17 protein-coding genes and 2 pseudogenes are annotated in these 20,693 nt (G+C 37.4%); 7 read left to right on the forward strand and 12 right to left on the reverse strand.

Annotated elements, in window-relative coordinates; genetic code table 11:
- Positions 1 to 377: 377 nt before the first annotated feature.
- The 6 genes and pseudogenes from CDG56_RS03050 to argC form a co-directional block, all read right to left on the reverse strand.
- Positions 378 to 740 carry a YnfA family protein gene (locus CDG56_RS03050; protein ID WP_087546904.1) on the reverse strand — a complete coding sequence of 121 codons (363 nt, stop codon included), beginning with the start codon at positions 738 to 740 and terminating at the stop codon, positions 378 to 380.
- The gene (clpA, locus tag CDG56_RS03055) at positions 740 to 3,025 is read right to left on the reverse strand and encodes an ATP-dependent Clp protease ATP-binding subunit ClpA (RefSeq protein ID WP_005160063.1); all 2,286 of its coding nucleotides are present in this window, start codon (positions 3,023 to 3,025) and stop codon (positions 740 to 742) included. Before clpA ends, CDG56_RS03050 begins: the two co-directional genes overlap by 1 nt.
- 41 nt (positions 3,026 to 3,066) lie before the next feature.
- A pseudogene (locus CDG56_RS17555) lies at positions 3,067 to 3,225 on the reverse strand (ATP-dependent Clp protease adaptor ClpS); the annotation flags it as partial.
- 460 nt (positions 3,226 to 3,685) lie between these two features.
- Positions 3,686 to 4,099: an ATP-dependent Clp protease adapter ClpS gene (gene clpS / locus CDG56_RS03065; protein ID WP_005160061.1), complete on the reverse strand. Its 414-nt coding sequence runs from the start codon at positions 4,097 to 4,099 to the stop codon at positions 3,686 to 3,688.
- A gap of 19 nt (positions 4,100 to 4,118) precedes the next feature.
- On the reverse strand, positions 4,119 to 4,868 hold the full coding sequence (locus CDG56_RS03070) for a DUF6776 family protein (protein ID WP_087546905.1): 750 nt from the start codon (positions 4,866 to 4,868) through the stop codon (positions 4,119 to 4,121).
- Between the two features lie 81 nt (positions 4,869 to 4,949).
- Positions 4,950 to 5,999: an N-acetyl-gamma-glutamyl-phosphate reductase gene (argC, locus tag CDG56_RS03075; protein ID WP_087546906.1), complete on the reverse strand. Its 1,050-nt coding sequence runs from the start codon at positions 5,997 to 5,999 to the stop codon at positions 4,950 to 4,952.
- Positions 6,000 to 6,364: 365 nt separating this feature from the next.
- Between argC and CDG56_RS03080 the strand changes: the two genes are divergently transcribed.
- Positions 6,365 to 7,903, forward strand: a complete 1,539-nt coding sequence (locus CDG56_RS03080; protein WP_087546907.1) for a hypothetical protein — start codon at positions 6,365 to 6,367, stop codon at positions 7,901 to 7,903.
- A gap of 1 nt (position 7,904) precedes the next feature.
- Here CDG56_RS03080 and CDG56_RS03085 read toward each other — a convergent pair whose 3' ends face one another.
- Both CDG56_RS03085 and rpiA read right to left on the reverse strand, forming a co-directional pair.
- Positions 7,905 to 8,591: a M48 family metallopeptidase gene (locus CDG56_RS03085; protein ID WP_087545466.1), complete on the reverse strand. Its 687-nt coding sequence runs from the start codon at positions 8,589 to 8,591 to the stop codon at positions 7,905 to 7,907.
- Positions 8,591 to 9,262: a ribose-5-phosphate isomerase RpiA gene (rpiA, locus tag CDG56_RS03090; protein WP_087535810.1), complete on the reverse strand. Its 672-nt coding sequence runs from the start codon at positions 9,260 to 9,262 to the stop codon at positions 8,591 to 8,593. The genes CDG56_RS03085 and rpiA overlap by 1 nt, the downstream gene beginning before the upstream one ends.
- Positions 9,263 to 9,360: 98 nt before the next feature.
- Here rpiA and ilvA point away from each other — a divergent pair, with 98 nt between their 5' ends.
- The 3 genes from ilvA (at position 9,361) to CDG56_RS03105 (ending at position 13,054) form a co-directional block, all read left to right on the forward strand.
- Entirely contained in the window at positions 9,361 to 10,905 is a 1,545-nt protein-coding gene (gene ilvA, locus CDG56_RS03095) for a threonine ammonia-lyase, biosynthetic (RefSeq protein ID WP_171063558.1), read from the forward strand.
- A 159-nt stretch (positions 10,906 to 11,064) separates the two neighbouring features.
- Positions 11,065 to 11,715: a potassium channel family protein gene (locus tag CDG56_RS03100; protein WP_087546908.1), complete on the forward strand. Its 651-nt coding sequence runs from the start codon at positions 11,065 to 11,067 to the stop codon at positions 11,713 to 11,715.
- 1 nt (position 11,716) lies between these two features.
- Positions 11,717 to 13,054 (forward strand): TrkH family potassium uptake protein, encoded by a 1,338-nt coding sequence (locus tag CDG56_RS03105; protein WP_087546909.1) that lies wholly within the window; start codon positions 11,717 to 11,719, stop codon positions 13,052 to 13,054.
- Here the strand turns inward: CDG56_RS03105 and CDG56_RS03110 are convergent.
- The 4 genes and pseudogenes from CDG56_RS03110 to CDG56_RS03125 all read right to left on the reverse strand — a co-directional run.
- Positions 13,042 to 13,569: a cysteine peptidase family C39 domain-containing protein gene (locus CDG56_RS03110; protein WP_087546910.1), complete on the reverse strand. Its 528-nt coding sequence runs from the start codon at positions 13,567 to 13,569 to the stop codon at positions 13,042 to 13,044. The genes CDG56_RS03105 and CDG56_RS03110 overlap by 13 nt on opposite strands.
- Positions 13,570 to 14,739, reverse strand: a complete 1,170-nt coding sequence (locus tag CDG56_RS03115) for a phospholipase A (protein WP_087546911.1) — start codon at positions 14,737 to 14,739, stop codon at positions 13,570 to 13,572.
- A 21-nt stretch (positions 14,740 to 14,760) separates the two neighbouring features.
- On the reverse strand, positions 14,761 to 17,700 hold the full coding sequence (locus tag CDG56_RS03120) for an insulinase family protein (protein ID WP_087546912.1): 2,940 nt from the start codon (positions 17,698 to 17,700) through the stop codon (positions 14,761 to 14,763).
- A 226-nt stretch (positions 17,701 to 17,926) separates the two neighbouring features.
- Positions 17,927 to 18,100, reverse strand: a pseudogene (locus CDG56_RS03125) (hypothetical protein); the annotation flags it as partial.
- A gap of 181 nt (positions 18,101 to 18,281) precedes the next feature.
- Between CDG56_RS03125 and CDG56_RS03130 the strand changes: the two are divergent.
- Genes CDG56_RS03130 through CDG56_RS03140 form a run of 3 tightly spaced genes read left to right on the forward strand, consistent with a single transcriptional unit; the run spans position 18,282 to position 20,251 of the window.
- Positions 18,282 to 19,295 carry an adenosine kinase gene (locus CDG56_RS03130; RefSeq protein ID WP_087545454.1) on the forward strand — a complete coding sequence of 338 codons (1,014 nt, stop codon included), beginning with the start codon at positions 18,282 to 18,284 and terminating at the stop codon, positions 19,293 to 19,295.
- A 16-nt stretch (positions 19,296 to 19,311) separates the two neighbouring features.
- Positions 19,312 to 19,617, forward strand: coding sequence for a Rieske (2Fe-2S) protein (locus CDG56_RS03135; RefSeq protein ID WP_087546959.1), 306 nt, complete (start codon positions 19,312 to 19,314; stop codon positions 19,615 to 19,617).
- Positions 19,618 to 19,639: 22 nt separating this feature from the next.
- Positions 19,640 to 20,251, forward strand: a complete 612-nt coding sequence (locus tag CDG56_RS03140; protein ID WP_171062101.1) for an OB-fold-containig protein — start codon at positions 19,640 to 19,642, stop codon at positions 20,249 to 20,251.
- The last annotated feature ends 442 nt before the right edge of the window (positions 20,252 to 20,693 follow it).

Consider the following 20,693-nt stretch of genomic DNA (forward strand, 5'->3'; position numbering starts at 1 on the left):
TGAGCAAGTGTGATCTAAGTGATGTTGATTTTTTTGCAAAGTAAAACCAAGAAATCTTGCTAAAATATGAATAATTGAATGTATACATGGTATTTCTCCTAAAATCATGATTGTTAAAGCATAAAAAAACCTGATCGGTGTTGCCGATCAGGTATTAACTGGTTGGGCAACCCTTTTTTGCTGCCCGAAATGCATCAGGCAACTACATATATTGCCAAAAATAAAAGTATGTGTTTGTGTTTGTGTTTGTGTTTGTGTTTGTGTTTACAGTATGCTTTAACATGTTTATTTCAAATATCTAAAAAACTGTTCCTAACACTTAAATTACGCACTATTTCAGCATTTGACAAGTGTTTTTCAAAAATATTTTGTAGCATTTAACGAACCAAACCTTGCGGTTGTAAAATGATTAGGCAAGCACCACAAAGAACAACAATCCCACCCAAAATATCCCAATGCGTTAGCATGACTTGATCGACATAACGCAACCACATTAGGGCAGTAAAAATATAAATCCCGCCATAGGCTGCATAAATACGACCTGATACCGCAGGATGCAAAGCAAGTAACCAAACAAAGACGGCTAAGCTTAATGCCGTAGGAACCCATAACCAATGCGACTTTCCTTGATTCAAAATTAAATAAGGAAAATAACAACCTAAGATTTCAGCGATTGCTGTGACCAAAAATAACCCAAATACTTTAAGTACTTGGGTTATAGAGAAAGAGAGTTCAAACATTAAGCAGGTTCAGCACTCGGGTTAATATGATCTTCAAATACTTCCAATTTTAAACCAATGTCTTTGCCATTTTCTGTTTTCACAGAAACCGCAACGTTACCACCATGCTCAGCAAGCTCACCAAATAAAATCATCTCAGCAAGTGGCTTTTTCAAATGCTCTTGAATCAGACGTTGCATTGGACGAGCACCCATCAGACGGTCATAACCATTAGCTGACAACCAATCACGAGCGCTTTGATCAACATCAAGTACCACTTGTTTCTCATCAAGCTGCGCTTGCAACTCAGTCAAGAATTTATCTACAACTGAGTCGATAATCGTAGTCGGAAGTGCTTTAAATTGAATAACACCATCCAAACGGTTACGGAATTCTGGCGAGAATGCACGTTTCATTGCATCCTGATTGTCTGCACTATGATCTTGTTCAGTGAAACCAATACTTGCGCGAACAATACTTTCTGCACCGATGTTAGTCGTAAGAACAATGATCACATTTCTAAAATCAGATTTACGGCCATTGTTATCTGTTAAAGCACCATGATCCATGACTTGTAACAACAAGTTGAATACATCTGGATGTGCTTTTTCAATCTCATCAAGCAAGAGTACACAATGCGGATTTTTATGAATCGCATCTGTCAGCAAACCACCTTGATCATATCCAACATAGCCTGGAGGCGCACCGATCAAGCGAGAAACTGCATGGCGCTCCATATATTCAGACATATCAAAACGGACTAGCTCCACACCCAGTAGTTTTGCTAACTGCTTGGTGACTTCTGTTTTACCCACGCCTGTTGGACCTGCAAAGACAAAACTTCCCACTGGTTTATCTGGTGCTTTCAAGCCTGCACGAGATAATTTGATCGCTGATGCAAGTGCTGTAATCGCTTCATCTTGGCCAAATACAACACGTTTAAGATCACGTTCCAAATTCTCAAGTACAGACTTGTCATCTTTAGATACTGTTTTCGGTGGAATACGCGCAATCTTAGAAACGATGTCTTCGATATTTTCAACCGAGATGGTTGTACCATCGACTTCAGCTTTCAAACGGCGTTGTGCACCAGCCTCATCAATCACATCGATCGCTTTATCTGGTAAAAAACGATCATTGATAAATTTAGCTGACAACTCAACAGCAGCAACAAGAGCTTTATCATCGTATTCAACATGATGGAAATCTTCGAACTTGCTTTTCAAGCCACGTAAAATTTCAATCGTTTCACCAATACTTGGTTCATTCACATCGATCTTTTGGAAACGACGAGACAAGGCATGATCTTTCTCGAATACCTGACGATACTCTTGGAAAGTTGTTGAACCAATACAACGCAAAGTACCATTCGCTAATGCAGGCTTAATTAAATTCGATGCATCCATAGTGCTGCCCATACTCGAGCCTGCACCAATGATCATATGAATTTCGTCAATGAATAAAATCGCATTTGGATTCTTTTTCAAAGCATTCAACAACTGTTTTAAACGTTTTTCAAAGTCACCACGATATTTAGTCCCTGCAACCAAAGCACCAATGTCTAAGCTATAAACTTCAGCATTTGCAAGTGGTTTCGGTGCCTTGCCATTTACAATCAGCCAAGCTAAACCTTCCGCAATTGAGGTTTTACCTACACCCGGATCACCAACAAGCAACGGATTATTTTTACGACGTCGACATAAAATTTGTGCTGCACGCTCAATTTCTTTTTCACGTCCAATTAAAGGATCAGTTTTGCCCTTTTGTGCTTCGATATTTAAGTTAAGCGTATATTGCTCAAGTGGCCCAGCATTTGCTGAAGCTGCACTTTCACCTTCAATATCTTCAACTTCTTCTTCAACTTGAATCTCATCTTTACGAGTGCCATGAGATAGGTATTGAGTCAAAGTTAAACGGTTAATTTGATGACGTTTAAGTAAATAAACTGCGAACGAATCTCGTTCTGAATACATTGCAACTAGAACATCTGCACCTTCAACCGTACGGTCACCACCACTCGATTGAACATGGAAAATTGCACGTTGCAAAATTCGATCAAAGCTCTCAGTTGGATGAGGCGCCTGTTCACTATTATCACCAAGTTTTGGGCTATGTTGCTCTACATATTCCTCTAATTCTTTACGCAATGTAACGATATCAGCACCACATGCTTTTAACGCATTGACTGCTGAATCATTATCAAGTAAAGCAAGCAACAAGTGTTCAACTGTCAGAAACTCATGTCTCTTTTGACGAGCCATGCTAACAGCCAAACGTAACGATACTTCTAATTGACGACTGAGCATGTAACCCCCTTATATTTTGTGCTTCATCTAAAAGGATAATATTAGAATAAGCTGGTATTAACTTGGTTTGTCTGAGGCTTTAAAGCGTTATCTAGTATACGTTTACAATAACACTTTACTTCATAATCTACAGTTAGCATTACTTGAGTATCTTGGTCAAGATTCAAAACAAAGTATTGTTGTAAAATTTCGATTACAAAGAGAATAAGACTTGCCTAGTCGCTCAAAAAGACAGCAAATCTATTCTTTATTTATGAAAGCGTATTCAACCTATGAAAAATTTTAATATGCTATGATCTTAGTTAAAACCTAACAAATCATGTATAGGTTGAATATAAAGATTGTCAGTATATTGATTCATATTTTTAGCACAAAACAATATATGTCTTAATTTACCGATTAAATCACATATCGAAAGATAGCCTTGTTTTCTAAAGACCTATTCGCAAGATATGGTTACTCAAAGTGATATTCAGCAGCTTTTTTACGCTTTCACTCTTAGCTTATGAGCCATATATGAAGCAAGTGCATTGCTTTTTTAACGCTGTTACTCGCAACAAAGTTGCTCGTTTTGCACTCGCAACAAAGCTTCGCTTTTTTTTAACGCTTTCACTCCCAACACAGTTGCTCGTCTTGCGCAGCTAAAAAGCTTCGCTTTTTTTAACGCTGCTCAGGTTCGATCTGACACAATAATGGATGGCCTTGAGATCGTGCAAAGTTATTCACTTGATTCGCTTTTGTTTCTGCAATATCACGTGGATAAATACCTGCTGTTCCTTTGCCTTCATAATGAACTGTCAACATCACCTGACTTGCTTGATCAAGATTCATTCCAAAATAACTTTGTAGTACCTCAATAACAAAATCCATCGGTGTGTAATCATCATTCAGTAAAACAACAGCGTATAGTGGCGGTTTTTTTAATTCAGGTGGTGCTGTCTGAACAATGACTTCGCCATCATGATCCTCTTGCGAGTCACTTAAACGTGGATTTAAGTGCCAATCGACATATCCAGATTGATGAAAGGCATTTTTCACTTCACTTAAATTCATTTGACGTTTATATCTTCGCATATCCAGTTCTTACTAAATTTTATTGGGCATTTGCTTCAGCTTGAGGAATTTCTGATACAAAAGCAGAACTCACATCAACAGGTTGACCACGTTGCCAACTAAAGCGTTTAATCACTGGTGTAGCTGAACCAGATAAGCGAACTTCAATGAACTGAGGCGTGAAACCTTTAGGCATGGTCCAGCGCCCAGTCAACCGTTCAAAATCATCGAAATTAAAATTGGCATCTTCTAATGGCACAACCAAAACTTCAGTATCTTTAATTAATCTTAACTCAACACTACCAACAGCTCGACGTTTATTTGGGCTTACTTGAACCAAGTCCAGTTGATATTCAAAAGCATTCTCGGGCAAAGATTTAATCGCTAAATTTTGTACAGTTAAGCTAACACCACCACGTTGTCTTAAAATTTCACGATAAATGGCGTTCATACTTTCAAACTGAGTTTTATCAGCATTAGCTTGATTAATACCTTTAAATAACTCATCGGCATTACTAACCGCCATATCACGTTCTTGAACAGCAGCATTTAAACTCTTACTAACAGAATCCAAAGTGGTTTTTTGCTTTTGTACAACATCAACAAGTTGTTGAGCATCTGCATCATAACCAACAACAGTCAAACCTTGACGATGCCCAACAGTATATCCCAACATAAAACTACTACCAATCAGTAATGTAGCAGCAATCACTAAGGGCAAATTCGTCTTGAGGAATTTATTTTTTTTAACGGAACTTTCTGGTGAAGTAGTCGGTTCAGCGTTTTCCATCATCATCTCTATCGTTATGATTTACATCAAAGCACACATTTAAATCCAAATTTAAATGTGTGTGAAGTAAAAAAGCGTTTTTTATGGTAATAAACCAATACCTTCTAAACCAGCAGCTTCATCAAAATTGAACATTAAATTCATATTTTGAATCGCTTGACCTGCTGCACCTTTCACTAAATTGTCTTGCGCAACTAATACGATCAATTTATTTGGTTGAGGTTGATATAAAGCAATACGTAGCTCATTTGCACCGCGCACACTACGTGTTTCAGGCGAACTATTTGCTGGCATTACATCAACAAAACGTTCATTTTCATAGAAACGCTCATACAATGCTTGTAGATCTATATTCTGAGCTTGCTCAGTTAAATCGACATAAATTGTACTCAACATACCACGAATCATCGGTACAAGATGGGGAACAAAAATAAGATGATTAAATTGTCCCTTTTCACCCGAAATGTTTTCTAAAGCTTCAACAATTTCTGGATGATGACGATGTCCAGCGACACTATAAGCTTTAAAATTATCAGCATTTTCACTATAAATCATGCCTAAACTAGCTTTGCGACCTGCGCCCGATACACCAGACTTTGCATCGATGATAATACTTTGCGGATTGATCAATTTTTCTGAAGCTTTTAGTAAAGGAGCTAAACCCAACTGTACTGTTGTTGGGTAGCAACCAGGATTACCAATCACTTGAGCTGTTCTAATTTTTTCACGATTTAGTTCAGTTAAACCATACACTGAATCGACTAATACATCTGGACAGCTATGTTGCATGCCGTACCATTTTTCAAATTCAGATAGATTTTGCAATCGAAAATCTGCAGCAAGATCAATTACTTTAACATTAGAAGCTATCAACTCTTCCGCATGTTGCATTGCAACTCCATGTGGCGTTGCAAAAAAAACAACATCACACTGCTTTAATGCATCTAGGTCAAGATCGGAGAACGCTAAATCTGTATGCCCTCTTAAGCTTGGAAACATATCTGCAACACGTTTTCCTGCTTCAGTTCGAGATGTTAAAACACGTACTTGGGCTTGTGGATGCCTTAATAAAAGACGTAATAATTCGACGCCTGTATATCCAGTTCCACCCACGATGCCAACAGAAATCACGTGCTCTACCTCAAACTATAAATAGTGGTTGTAGTATGGCAGTTTGACGCCATTTCCACAATCCATAACCCTATAAGTTATATAGCATTTCTAAGTTACAACTTGAGGAATTGATTTTGTATCTAGCTAAAGTTAGTAAAAATATAAAAATTTCTAAAAACAAAAATCTAAATTTAACAACTTATTTTTCACTTAACTGGTCGCTATAACATTAAAAACAGTGTAAAAGTTCTGTCAAATTGTTTTATATAAATTCAATTTTACCACTGGTCAAGAAATACTATTGAATCATCTAAGTATTCGCATAGAATAAAAACCATGCGGTAATAATAAATTTCATGGATGCTAAATTTTGGAGAGCTGGAATGCCTTCTTTGAGATCAAAACAAAGATTAAACCAATACATCAGTTTAGGCGTAAGCAGTATTTTTTTGCTTAGTCCAGCTTTTCTAGTAGGCTGTGGAAGCGGTGAAAGCGAGGCACAATATGTCCCACCCACTCCAGAAGTTGTGATTCCAAAGCCTAAAAACTTCGATATTAAAGTTCCAGTAGAAATGCGTGATGTTATAGTCAAAGTATATGATAATTTTGATGATTCTTTAATCATAGAACAAAATGTTAGTACTACTTCAAATCTCAGTATTACCTTACCGAAAGTACTTAATACGGATCATTTGTATAGAATTGAAATATCTACTACACCTAACTCATTAATTTATGATTTTCTCAATGGCCAATATAAAAGCTTCTCTTTAACTTTTAATGCTTTAGTAGAAGTTAATACTAGCAATTTAACGCAACCAATCTATATAACCCCAAGCTCTGAAGCAATTTATCAACGTGCTATCGTAAGATCTGGTCAACTCCCTACAGACATCATTAACTCCAAACAAGTTAGTGCATTACAGCTACAATTTGCGACTAATGATGTCAACAGTGCCTTATTAAATGGCTTTTCAAATGTTGATTTACCAAACTTATCATCAAGCACAATACTTACTATATTTAAATCAAATAACCTAACTATTGCCACCATCAATAAATATATTAATACCTATTTAAACTTTGGCTACATTCAACAATGGTCAAGCTCAAACCCTGAAAATGCATTTGTTGAATTTACCAAGAACTTAGCAATCGATTTAAAAGATGGTTATTTAGATGGGAAAAAAATACATGGAGATCCTAGTCCACTTGTTTCATTAATTGACCCAGCCCCTGAAAATACAGATCCAAATAAAAACACTTTAATTAACATTGCAGAAAATCAAAAAAATATTAGAGATCAATATGCTGGATTATTAAAAAGTGCTGTACTAAAACTTGCCACAAAGTATGAGCAACAAACATCTAATCCACTTGGATATTTACAACTTGAACAAAAAATATACTCAGGTACCGATCCAAAAATGCAAGCTACAGATGTTTTCAGAGTAGCGGGGGCTGGTGACTATAGAAGAGCTGTAGGCTTTGCCGTTAATAGTTCAACATCAAAATGTCTAGATTCGAATTATTTATGCCAATCAGGTGTAACTGGAATTAATACTGTCTTTAATCCTAATTTACCTTCTATTGAGTATCTAATTGGCAGTTACGAAGATAAAATTAACGATTGCAAACTAAATATCAGAGCTAACGGTGTTTTAGAACTACAAAAAGGTACTCAAATCTTCACTTCAAAACTTGATGGCGATAGTACTGATAATTTAATGCTCATCAATAATACAGCTCAAGACTACCTACTCAATAGTAGTTCTACTGACATCGACTTTACTTTACAAAAGTATAAGTTTATTCAAATAAAACTAAATGGTAATCAAGTATTAAGTGCTAGTGCGGGCCTAGATACTCGCAAGGCACCTGATCAACTACAAACAACCCAACTTGAATGTAGTTTTATTTGATTTAGTACCACCACGCAGGCAATTGAATACTTTTTAATTGCCTGCGATTTTCGATATAACTTTCATCATACTTCGCCACTTCACCCCAAAATGCTGCACTATGATCAAAATACTTCGTATGTGCTAATTCATGTATACACACTGATCGTACATTATGCATCGGCATTAATACTAATCCCGCGTTAAGCATAATGTCATGTTCTGAACTACAACTTCCCCAACGTGTCTTTGGCTTTCTCACCGTGCATTCGCCATATTGTAAGCCCGTCTGCTCACTTATTAAGTTTAAATATTCTGGTAAAAACTGTTTCGCATATGCTAATACAGCAGCTTTTAAAGCTAATTCAGGGCTTTCATTTCGAATAAATAAAATATGTTGTTCCCAGTTAAATTTAAAAATATGACGTTGCTGTTGCTGAATAATTTGAAATGGTTGCAAATGATAAAATAAAACAAGTTGTTCAGGAAAATTTATAGTCTGATTAAATTGTTCTTGTTGCTTGCTCCATGTCTCTAATAACCATTGTTCAGACTGTTGCAGAAATTGCTGAATCTGCCGCTTTGTACAAAAGATAGGGACTGTTAAACGAATACCTGTAGGTTCAACACGCAAACGCAAATTTCTCGCTCTTGCATGTCGAACTACTTTAATTTCAGGCAATTGTGTTTCAAGCGAAACTGATTGCATTACTGTGCCGTACGTTCTTCAATACCATTATTGGTTGCAACAATCGCAATACTAGCTGCATTCAAAGCAAAAATTCCATTGGTTACCACACCTGGAATATTGTTGATCGTTTTCTCTAAATCAAGTGCGTTCAAAATATTTAAATTAAAAACATCTAAGATAACGTTACCATTATCAGTAACAACACCTTCGCGATAAACAGGATCACCACCTAAAGCTACGATTTTACGTGCAACTGCAGAACGCGCCATTGGAATGACTTCGATAGGAAGTGGAAAATCACGACCTAATTGCTCTACCCACTTTGAGTCATCAACAATACATACAAATTTCTTAGCAATTGAAGCAACGATTTTTTCACGAGTTAATGCAGCACCGCCTCCTTTAATCATATGCATATGACGGTCAATTTCATCTGCACCATCGACATAGGCATCCAAACCACCTACCGAGTTCATATCAACCACTTCGATACCTAATTTTTTAAGACGTTCAGCTGTTGCATTAGAACTTGCTACGGCTGCTTCCAATTGCAACTCTGGTAATAGATCAATTAAAAAATTAACAGTACTTCCAGTTCCTACGCCCAAAATGCCGCCTTTAGGCAAATGTTTCAATGCTGCTTTTGCCGCAGCTTGTTTTTTTTCATCTTGGGTTGCATATAGACTCATGACTTCACTCAACTATTTTGACATTTGCTGCAAGAAAACAGCGCAAATGCACAGGGGTTTGCTACAATGATTGCCTATTTTAAACTGTTATAGGGAAGATGAACATGCTGTCTCGTGTGGTACGACAAATTTTACAAGCAACGGTTTATGACGTTGCGATTGAAACACCGCTTGAAGCAGCTCCACGAATTAGTCAAAAAATTAACAATAACATTCGATTTAAACGTGAAGATTTACAACCTGTATTCTCTTTCAAGCTACGCGGTGCTTACAACAGGATTAGCCAACTTCCTAAAGATCAACTCGATCGAGGTGTGATTTGCGCATCAGCAGGTAACCATGCACAAGGTGTTGCACTGTCTGGAAAAAAATTAGGCATTCCAGCCATTATTGTCATGCCAAGCACGACCCCTGACATCAAAGTACAAGCGGTTAAAAACTTAGGTGGACAGGTTGTTTTACACGGCGATAGTTTTGATGTTGCCAATAAATATGCCAAACAACGTGCAGAAGATGAAGGATTAGTTTTTATCCCACCTTATGACGATGAACTCGTGATTGCTGGTCAAGGAACGATTGCCAATGAATTATTGCGCCAATGGCGTGATGTTGAATATGTTTTCGTTGCTGTCGGTGGTGGCGGGCTCATTGCGGGTGTTGCAGCCTATCTTGGTGAAGTTGCGCCACATGTCAAAGTCATTGGTGTTGAATATGAAGAATCTGCGTGCCTAAAAGCTGCTCTTGAATCCAATGAACGCGTGATTCTGCCACATGTGGGTTTATTTGCGGATGGTACAGCCGTTGCTCAAATTGGTGAATTGCCTTTTGAAATGATCCGCTTATCTAAGTCAGATAATTCTGGTCCAATTGTTGATCCAACAATTGTTACGGTCAATACCGATGAAATCTGTGCCGCAATCAAAGATACCTATGATGAAAATCGCAGTATCGTTGAACCATCAGGGGCGATGGCCTTAGCTGGGATCAAAAAATACGTTACCGAACATCAGCTCACTGGAAAGAACATGGTTTCAATTGTTTGCGGTGCAAACATGAACTTTGATCGTCTCCGTTATATTGCTGAACGTACTGAATTGGGTGAACGTAAAGAAGCAATCTATGCCGTCACAATTCCTGAGCAGAAAGGTGCATTTCTTAATTTCTGCCGTGCTCTACAAGGTCGTAATATTACTGAGTTTAACTATCGTGCCAGTGATGATAGCCAAGCTCAAGTATTTGTTGGGATTAGCTTGAAAGGTGGCGAAGTTGAACGTCACGAAATCCATGAATTACTCAAGCAACAATATGATGTCGATGATTTATCCGATGATGAAGTTGCAAAACTGCATATTCGTTACTTAATTGGTGGTCACGCCAATCTTGAAAATGAACGCTTGTTCCGTGTTGAATTTCCAGAGCGCCCAGGTGCCCTACTGACTTTCTTGGAGCGTCTAGGTCCAACGCATAACATTACGCTATTCCATTATCGTAATCATGGTGCAGCCGAAGGTCGTGTTTTAGTCGGTTTACAAGCAACTGATGCAAAACAAAATCCAGATGGGTTGATCGAAACTTTAGAGAAAATTACTTATCCATATGCTGAAATCAGTGACAATACTGGTTACAAACGTTTCCTTAAATAAATCACCTCATCATTTAAAGCCGACATCATGTCGGCTTTATTTTTACCCAGTGATCTTGATCTTTTATATGTGATCGCAAACAAAATCATTACAAACAGATCAATTAATCCACCTTAAAATGAATAAAAAGACATTTTTATCATTTAGTTAAGGACAGTTATGGCACAGTTTGCAGTCATTGGTTTAGGTAGTTTTGGAGCAACTGTTGCCTTAGAACTGACCAAACTCAATCATGATGTGATTGGGATCGATACCATTAAACGAAATGTAGAGAGCTTAGCTGATCGCATTACCCATGCCGTGATTGCAGATGCAACCGATGAACATGTATTAGAAGAACTGAATATCCAAAATTGTGATGCCGTCGTGGTCGCGATTGGTGAAGATATTGAAGCCAGTATTCTTTGTGTTTTAAATCTAAAAAATTTAGGGGTGGATAAAATCCTCGTTAAAGCCAAAACTAAAGCCCACCACACTATCCTCTCCCATTTAAACGTCAGTAAAATTATTCACCCTGAAGAAGATATGGGTGTGCGGGTTGCTCAAGCGTTAAATTATCCCATGGTTAGCCGTTATATGGCTTTGGATGATGATCGTTATATTGTCAAAGTTCCAGTACAAGCAAAGCTGAATAATGTGAATTTATCGGGCATCTTAAAACAAGAACCCAATATCAAACTTTTATTACTTAAACGTGATCAACAAATTCTATATGAAACCGATGTGAATTTTACTCTACAGGCTGGAGACGTACTTATTTTAGAAGGCTCGCTCAGCCATCTCCGCAAGCTCTCAGGATGTTTTGTATAAAATGACGATAAAAATAAATACTCAAAAAATTTTTAACTTAAGTCCACCCTCCTTATTAGCGATTGGGTTTCTGAGTTTTATTATCATTGGAACACTATTACTCAAACTCCCTATCGCCAATAAAGGCAATTTGAGCTGGATGGATGCCTTATTTACAGCAACATCGGCTGTAACCATTACAGGTTTATCTGTAGTGAATTTAAATGAGTCTTTTAGTCATCTCGGGCAAGTTATTATTCTTTTATTAATCCAAACAGGTGGTTTGGGTTTTATGACTTTTGCTATTTTGGCAGCCTTAAGTCTAGCGCCTAAACTCGGGCTCAAACAACAAATGATGGCACAAGATAGCTTAGGTCAAACCAGCTTATCTAAAGTTACCTTTGTGGCAAAAGGTGTGGTGATTTATACACTTTTTTTTGAACTGATTGGCGTTATTATCTTAAGTACTTCTTTTATACCTATTTATGGCTTTGACCGTGGATTATATTATTCAATTTTCTACAGTATTTCTGCATTCAACAATGCGGGTTTTTCGCTATTCAATAACAGCTTAATAAATTTCCAAGGTCATTATCTTATCTGTTTAACCATTAGTACGCTATATACGTTGGGTGGAATTGGTTTTCTTGTTTTAATTGACGTTAAACAAAATAAACGTTGGAGTAAACTTACACCGAATAGCAAGCTAATCCTCAGTGCAATTGCGACACTAAATATTGTGGCTTTTATTTTGATTTGGCTTTTAGAAGCCAACAATCCACTTACTTTAGGTTCAATGAATATTGGTGAACAAGCCATGAATGCTTGGTTCCAAGCGACAGTACCTCGTTCATCGGGATTCAATACTATTGATACAGGTTCGATGGAACACAGTACAACACTGCTCACGATGCTATTGATGTTTATTGGTGGCGGTTCACTGAGTACCGCAGGTGGTATTAAAGTTGGTACTTTTGTAATATTGCTGTTGTGTGTGATTTCATTTCTACGGCGTAATGAAGAAATTCGTATTTTCAATCATTCAGTTTCGCAGGAAACCACCTATAAAGCGCTTGCCGTGACAGCAATTACAGGTATGTTAGTGTTTATCGGCTGTTTCACAATTTTCTTACTTGAACCTAAACTGGATGTTTTAGATCTTATGTTTGAGGTTGTTTCGGCTGCATGCACTGTTGGTTTATCTCGTGGTGTTACAGGTGAATTGCATGATGGTAGCTTATTTGTTTTGAGCTTACTGATGTACACAGGTCGACTTGGGCCATTAACACTCGCCTACCTGATTGCTACACCAAAGAAAAGTCGTTTGAAACATGCAAATGCCAATATTCAGATCGGATAAAACTCTGAATATTGCTCAACCACAATCACCTGCCGACAAATTCCATCGGCTTGGCGTTGTTGTTCAAACGTACTTTTTGACATCACTTCAAAATGATCACAGAAACTAATCTCTTGTTCATCAATTGAATAAATCAAAGATTGGTTTCCCACACCGTGTAAGGTGTCATAAAACACGATAACAAAGTGACCATTTTCAAATGCCTTCTGAATCTCGGAATAGGTCAAAGCAGCCTGAATTGGAATCTGAAGACCTTGGGCATCCAAATAACTTTGCTTTTCTTTCTCATCAATATTCGGATCAGGGTCAGTATACAATGACACTTCAAAGCCTAATTTTTTCAGTGCCACAGCCAATGCTATGGTAAAAGTTCCCTCTTGTTGGTCATGGCGACATAACTGAATCAGGTCAGCAATATCAATATGGATCTGATATTGCTTTAAGATCAACCAGATCGCGAATACGCCGCAATTTGCTTCAAGCTGCAACAATGACTCAGGAATATTTAAACTCATTTAATACCAATTCATCAAAGAAACGCCTAAACCCGCATAGGTCGCACGATGGTTATAATCGATCAAGCTCTCACCATAACCATCAAAGAGTTGTAGATGTCCACGTAACTTACCTTTGATTGGGAATGCCCAATCAAATTGCACAGCACCATGCGAGCGATCACCACCTTTTAAAGAATGACGTAACATTAGCGAGAAATCGTTGTCATCGTGACGATAAAATGCTGTTAAGTCTCCACGCCCCATATAATCCTTAATATCAGGATTATTATCATCCTTGGCATTTTCTTCGACACGGTACCAAGGACGTACCATCAACGCAAAATTATCTTTTTCAAACCCTAAATTAAAAATTACACGGTTCCAACTACGTGATAATGGATCAGAACGACCATTGGATTGATGATTTAAAGTCACACCTAACAGACGCGCATTTAAACCTAAAATTTCATAGTTGGTTCTGAACATCAAACTTGCTTCAGGTTCGTAATTGGTCTCACGAAATGGACGTGATTCCTCAGAGTTGTAAACCTGCCAACGTGAAGACTGCGTATACCCCAACCAGACATCACCATTATTGCCTAAAATATTTTCTAAGGCTTTCGTTTTTAAAGAGATTTGAAACTTAGCTTCTGTAGAGGTTAAGTTTTGTTGATCTTTAACAGTGTTGTTTGGATTGGGGCTACTAGGAAATTCATTCTTATCACTGGTCCAAAATGCGGGCAGCAAATAAACAGGTTGATAGGCACGAATATTCCACACCCCCAGTTTACTTTCTTCCGACAACTCCCAACGGCGGTCCAGCAAGGAAACATTCGGATCAAACTTGGGCGCAGCACCCAATAAATGCAGGTCACTAACTTTTTGAACCACCTTGTCTTTTAAAGATTCAGGTTTGTCTGGTTCATTCGACTCGACCACAGGCACAGCGGCTGTGACCACAGGTGCGGCATCTGTCTGAACTTGTGTTGGAATAATGGTCGGCGCCTTAAAAAGGCTATCATAACAAGCTAAACGCTCTGCACTAGAAGCCAAGGCAACACAAGCATCAACAGTTGCTGGACTAGCAGGTGTAGTTACCTGCGCATTTACACCAGACGTAGCAAAAGAACCAAGTATAGCGACTACACTTAGTTCAAGATGACCACGTTCAAATGATTTGAACGCCATAAATGTCTCCAACTTTTTATTTTAATTAACTTGCTGAATATTAAATCCAAGTGCTTGCAGCTCATCACGTTTAGCAAATGGCGCAACGACTGCTTTTACTGGTTTTTGTTCCAATAAATATTGTTTTGCAACACGCTGCAAATCTTCCAGACTCACACTTAATAAGCGCTCACGTAAAACTCTACGGAATTTTGGCGTACGTGCGTGCAATAATGCATAACAAGCAGTAATTGCTTCGCCAGCAGGCGAACCAGGCTTGTCCATACCTGCGACCAATCCAAGAATTGCCTCTTCAAGTTGATATGGTTGCTGTTCAACGTTAAATAACCATTGCACACTTGCTTCAAAATCATTAAATGTTTCAACTAAACGTGGATCGCGATAACTATAAAAACGGAATGAACAAGCATTACCATCATAACTTGCTCCACCACCGTAAGCACCGCCTTTTTCACGAATGGCACTATGTAAGAAACCATTACGTAAATACGCAGCCAATACCATCAATGGTGCTGCATCTGCATGTGCAACATCGACGGCTTGATAAGCAGAGCAACAGAATTGAACATTCGTCTGAATGAGCCATGCTTCATCATTTTCTGTATTGATTTGTTCAACTTCGGTTAGGCTTACAGGTGATTTATCGACAGCCAGTTTATCCCAAACGTTTTGAATCTCTTCAACTAAACGATCAGATTGATGTTCTTCACAAACCAATAAGAACTGTTTTGGTGCTTGTAATAACTTGCGATGAATTGCTTGTAATTCAGCGATTAAAGCTTCATAAGCCGTATCATCCTGATCAATCTTATTGACCAAGTGAGTAAGCCAATTCAATGCGCCTAAACCAGTATTATGATAGTCACGTCGAGCTAATGCACTCATTTGACGAGAAGCAATTTGCATTGCATAACTATGTCCAGAACCTGACAAACGTGACTGCCAACGGGTTTTCCGTTGCTGCAATAATTCGATAATGCGATCTTTTTCATCAAAACGAAGCTGCTCAAAGGCAAGTTTCAACAACTGAATAGAATCTAATTTTTGCGTAAGTGATTTTGTCGTCAGTGTTAACCAAGCACTAATTCGATCTTTATCATCCACTTTGCTACGTAAAGACGCTCCCATTCCCAAACCGCCACTTACAGCCGTTTGGATTTGTTGGAATTCTAAATAATCATGCTCACCTGCGCCAACCTCACCCATCAAGATAGAAAGTAAGTTGAAATAAGGCGACTGTACGATTTCGTCTGGAATCTGAATCAAAACTTGTTGATAATAAATACCATTGGTGCCTGCATGATAAAGATTTAATGGTGTATCCAGACCATTACAGATAATCTCACGCAATTGACCTTGAACAATATGCAAATCCGCAGGCACATCTTCCAAACCAACTTTAGGAAGTAACTCAAGATCATCAGCTGTGTCTTGACGTTCTTTTAATGCTTCAGTTTTTTGCTGAATTTCAATTTTTTGATCTTCTGTCAAATTAGCCGTAATTTCAGCCAAACGTGCTTGCTCAGCCTGTTGCTCTTTTACTGATTTGGTCGCATCTGGCACTAAGGTCATTTGTACACGATGCGGATTATCTAACAAATGAGTTTGAATTAAATTAGACAACCACATTGGGTCTTTCAATTCTTCTTTCACTTGCTCAATTGCAGAATCCACATCCCAAACATGGATTGGATCATTATGGTGAATTGCACTACCTAGACCATTCAAAATAAGGCTTAAACCATAAGGCGTACCATCACCGTTGATCTCACGTTGATGCAATTCAATTTGATGTAAAATCGCATCAACCAAATCACGGTCAATTGGTTTTGAAGCAGCCTCTTTCAAAATATCTAAAACACCATTTTTAAATGTTTCAGCATGTTCTTCATTCGAGCCTTGTACGCCACAATAGAACGTCATTTCGAAGTTACTATCATCAACTCCCATCAATGGACCCGTTGACTGTGCATAACCACAAGTTTCTAAATAATGACGCAACGGCGACGCTGAATTTTCTAATAAAATCCCTTCTACTAAACGCATACCTAAACGTAATTTAATGTCACTGGTTTCAGGGAGTAACCATGACATCACATGATAAGTTTTATCTTTTAAGTCTTCGCTATCAACTGCATAGCTTTCAGTCACTTCTATTGGTGCTAATAAACGTTTTTCAGGTTTTGAATATAATGTTGTACCCTGAGAAAACTTATTTAATGCTAATTTTTCAAACTGCTCCTGTAAATCATAGGCAGTTTGATTACCAAAAGTCATAAAGACTGCATTACTTGGGTGATAATGTGTTTTATAAAAATCAACAAGCTGTTCGTAGGTTAAATCAGGAATGTCTTTTGGATCACCACCTGAATTATAGTGATAGGTCGTTTCAGGGAATAAATGATGTGCCAATTGGTGATAGAGCTGATCTGTAGGTGAACTCATCGCTCCTTTCATTTCATTGAACACCACACCTTTATAAACGGCTTGATCATTCTCTAATTCAATTCGAATCCCTTCTTGAGCAAAATCTAAAGGATTCAAATTTGCAGCGAATGCAGCATCTAAATACACTGACAATAAATTCTGAAAATCTTTTTTATTCTGTGTCGCAAATGGATAAGCTGTCCAATCTGCTGCTGTGAATGCATTCATAAAGGTATTTAATGAACGGCGAATCATTAAAAAGAATGGGTCGCGTACAGGAAATTTTTCAGAACCACATAAAGCGGTATGCTCTAAAATATGAGCTGTTCCTTTAGAATCCATCGGTTGAGTTCTAAATGCCACCAAAAATACATTTTCATCGTGATTTGTGGCCAAATGGTAGTGAACAGCACCAGTTACTTTATGCTTATATTCTGAAACTTGAATATCGAGTGCTTCTACATGGTGTTGACGTAATAGCTGAAACGCGGGATGAATGGTTTGAGTAATGCTTTCAGTAACATCTACAGTCATGTGATCTCCAATTTATCTATTTAAATAACACTAATTTAATATAGAGAGTCTACCGAAGAATACACATGGATATCCATGTAAATTGGTATGTTTTTGTAGAAAAATGCGCCAACCAAAATTCAACGCATTTTTTCTCTGTGATTTCATCGAATATAAAAATATTTACGTTGGATTTAAGCGAGTGTGCTTGTGTTTCGACCAATATACACACCCAAGGATAACCACCAAAAATAAAAGTGCTAATCAAATAACCTAGATTAAGTGACATGGAAACAGCATCTCCAGCCGTTTCTCCAAATGTTGTGGCAAAAATTTTAGTCAACCAGAATAAAGCTGTGACTTGTGGAACTTTTGACAAAAGTTCATGTGAACTAGAAGTAGTCGCCTGAAGTATTGCCATAGAATTTCGGCGCTTTGTTCATTAAATATTTTTATTCTTGATTGGTCCGCTTAAATAAAAATTGAAACAGAAAAACGCAACAATTAACTATTTAGAACTACGCTAAATTTTCCAACAAACTACTGTAATCCAGAGCATTAGTGTAAACTTTGCTTTTTGATTTTTTAATGTGATGACAAACATGACAACTGTTGATCTTTTTGCAATTGGTAATGCGCTGATTGACCAAGAATTTAAAGTCTCAAATGAGTTTTTAACACAGCAAGCTTTGCAAAAAGGCACAATGCAGTTGACCGATGGTGAAACTCAGGCTGCTTTATATCAACAATTACAAGACACCCAAAACTATAAAGGTCAAGCAAGTGGTGGGTCGGCTGCAAACACAACTGTTGCATTCAGTGCTCTAGGTGGTACAGCTTTTTATGGATGCCGTGTAGGTAATGATGACCTCGGTTCAATCTACTTGAATGGTTTAAATGAAGCAGGCATTAAAACCGCTGCACAATCAATTAGTGAGGGTGTAACAGGCACATGTATGGTTCTGATCAGTCCTGATTCAGAACGTACTATGCACACATATTTAGGCATTACCGCTGAATTAACTGCTGAACAAATCGATTTTGAACCGTTAAAAGCTGCAAAATGGCTCTATATCGAAGGATACTTATCGACAAGTGATACTGCTCGTGTTGCGGTTAAACAAGCACGTGAACTTGCCAAAGCACATGGCGTTAAAATCGCCCTCTCACTGTCTGATCCTGCAATGGTGCAATATGCACGTCAAGGGCTAGAAGAACTCTTAGATGACGGCGTTGACTTGTTATTCTGTAACGAACAAGAAGCGCTAATGTTCAGTAATACTGAAACACTTGATGCAGCTATTGAAGTTTTAAAATCAAAGAATCAACATATTGTCATCACTCAAGGCGCAAATGGCGCAGTCATCATTGACCCTGAACAACAATTCCACGTTGCTGGTCGTGAAGTTCATGCCGTTGATACTAACGGTGCTGGCGATGCTTTTGCTGGTGCATTCTTATATGCCATTAACGCTGGTTTAACTTTAAAAGCTGCGGCTCAACTGGCTATTTTAATTTCTAGTGAAGTTGTTGCACAATTTGGTCCACGCTTAGCCGTTGAAAACTATGCCAAATTATTTGAACAATTTAAAAATTCTCAACAGGAATATGCTTAAAATGGAAAAGATTTGCATGACTGAAGAAGTTCCAGATCGTGAGTCTCGTGCATATGACACCATGAAAGGAACAACAATCTTTATTACTCAGAAAGATGGTAGCTTTTACGCTTATCAAAATGTTTGCCCACATTTGCAAACTGAACTTGAGTATTTAGAAAATCAATTTTTAGATCAGGATCGTGAGTATATCCAATGCTCAACTCATGGAGCATTATTCTCAGTAGAAACTGGTGAATGTATTTCAGGACCATGTCTAGGTGAATTCCTTGAAAAATTAAATTTGGAAGTACACTCTGATGGTGGTATTTATATTGACTAATACCTAAATCATGAATTCTGCGATGACTGAGTTTTTTTTAAATTACTACCTTATGCCATTTCACATGAGCGTAGTGGCTTTGATTTTGCTCAGCATTGCAGAAACAATTGGTATTTTTATTGGGTTACGTCCAAGTCATCTCGTAAAGAAAATGACACCAGAGTGGTTATTAAATTCACCGCTATTAGATGTAAAATTTTCTAAATACTTAATATTTGTATTTTTACTCATCAATTTTAGTTTTGCAGGTTATTTTCTAGAGCTTTCATTTTTTGCTTTACAACACTACTTTATCTCGCCTTACTATCTTTTTGTTCCTGCTTTGATTATCGACATCTTTTTTACAGTGTTTATGATTAATTGTCTTGACCAAGTGATTAAACCTAAAGTCACACATACTCACATTAACTTAGTGGGTCGTTTAGCAACAATCTCAACGGGAAATGCACGTCCAGGCTTCTCTGCACAGGCACGTGTTCGCAATGAATTTGGTCAACTGTATTATGTACAAGTAGAGCCAGAATATGGTGAATTAGAGTTACAATCTCAAGTGTTGTTGATCAGTCAGAAATCCAATTCATACTATATTGCTAAAAAAATCTCTATTTCAAATAAACTATTTACCGCAGACTGAACCCAAAATCCGTTGAAATCTAATTGAAGCGATTAGAATTTTTTTCATTCATCATTAAAATTACAATTTGTTACATAAAGAAAAAGTAAAAAACGTTTAATCACCTCTTCCATTTTCATCAATCTATTGATCTAACTTTCAAACCAAAATGAAGGATGATATTTCACACATTTTTTAAAGCAAACTCTACCAATACACTAGGTTTTGTGCAGAATCCATTATAAAAATTACTTAATTATGTAATCAATTCCTTAAATGATTGTAAATATTATATTTTTTATATCCATACTATTTTAGTTGGTTTAATTTTTCTTAAATTAATTATAAACCAAACCTTTTTAATCAGATTTAAAAATATAAATACAACTGTTTTAATCAGTTTTTCAAATTAATTCATATTATTTTAGTTGGGTAATAATAATATTTTCAAAATTTGATCAAA

It is taken from the genome of Acinetobacter sp. WCHA39, from assembly GCF_002165385.1.
Classification (GTDB): domain Bacteria; phylum Pseudomonadota; class Gammaproteobacteria; order Pseudomonadales; family Moraxellaceae; genus Acinetobacter.

Excerpts from the sequence above, each read along its gene's own strand:
- CDG56_RS03050 (WP_087546904.1), bottom strand. The coding sequence starts at position 740 with ATGTTTGAACTCTCTTTCTCTATAACCCAAGTACTTAAAGTATTTGGG.
- clpA (WP_005160063.1), bottom strand. The coding sequence starts at position 3,025 with ATGCTCAGTCGTCAATTAGAAGTATCGTTACGTTTGGCTGTTAGCATG.
- clpS (WP_005160061.1), bottom strand. The coding sequence starts at position 4,099 with ATGCGAAGATATAAACGTCAAATGAATTTAAGTGAAGTGAAAAATGCC.
- CDG56_RS03070 (WP_087546905.1), bottom strand. The coding sequence starts at position 4,868 with ATGGAAAACGCTGAACCGACTACTTCACCAGAAAGTTCCGTTAAAAAA.
- CDG56_RS03080 (WP_087546907.1), top strand. The coding sequence starts at position 6,365 with ATGCCTTCTTTGAGATCAAAACAAAGATTAAACCAATACATCAGTTTA.
- CDG56_RS03085 (WP_087545466.1), bottom strand. The coding sequence starts at position 8,591 with ATGCAATCAGTTTCGCTTGAAACACAATTGCCTGAAATTAAAGTAGTT.
- rpiA (WP_087535810.1), bottom strand. The coding sequence starts at position 9,262 with ATGAGTCTATATGCAACCCAAGATGAAAAAAAACAAGCTGCGGCAAAA.
- ilvA (WP_171063558.1), top strand. The coding sequence starts at position 9,361 with ATGAACATGCTGTCTCGTGTGGTACGACAAATTTTACAAGCAACGGTT.
- CDG56_RS03100 (WP_087546908.1), top strand. The coding sequence starts at position 11,065 with ATGGCACAGTTTGCAGTCATTGGTTTAGGTAGTTTTGGAGCAACTGTT.
- CDG56_RS03105 (WP_087546909.1), top strand. The coding sequence starts at position 11,717 with ATGACGATAAAAATAAATACTCAAAAAATTTTTAACTTAAGTCCACCC.
- CDG56_RS03110 (WP_087546910.1), bottom strand. The coding sequence starts at position 13,569 with ATGAGTTTAAATATTCCTGAGTCATTGTTGCAGCTTGAAGCAAATTGC.
- CDG56_RS03115 (WP_087546911.1), bottom strand. The coding sequence starts at position 14,739 with ATGGCGTTCAAATCATTTGAACGTGGTCATCTTGAACTAAGTGTAGTC.
- CDG56_RS03120 (WP_087546912.1), bottom strand. The coding sequence starts at position 17,700 with ATGACTGTAGATGTTACTGAAAGCATTACTCAAACCATTCATCCCGCG.
- CDG56_RS03130 (WP_087545454.1), top strand. The coding sequence starts at position 18,282 with ATGACAACTGTTGATCTTTTTGCAATTGGTAATGCGCTGATTGACCAA.
- CDG56_RS03135 (WP_087546959.1), top strand. The coding sequence starts at position 19,312 with ATGACTGAAGAAGTTCCAGATCGTGAGTCTCGTGCATATGACACCATG.
- CDG56_RS03140 (WP_171062101.1), top strand. The coding sequence starts at position 19,640 with ATGACTGAGTTTTTTTTAAATTACTACCTTATGCCATTTCACATGAGC.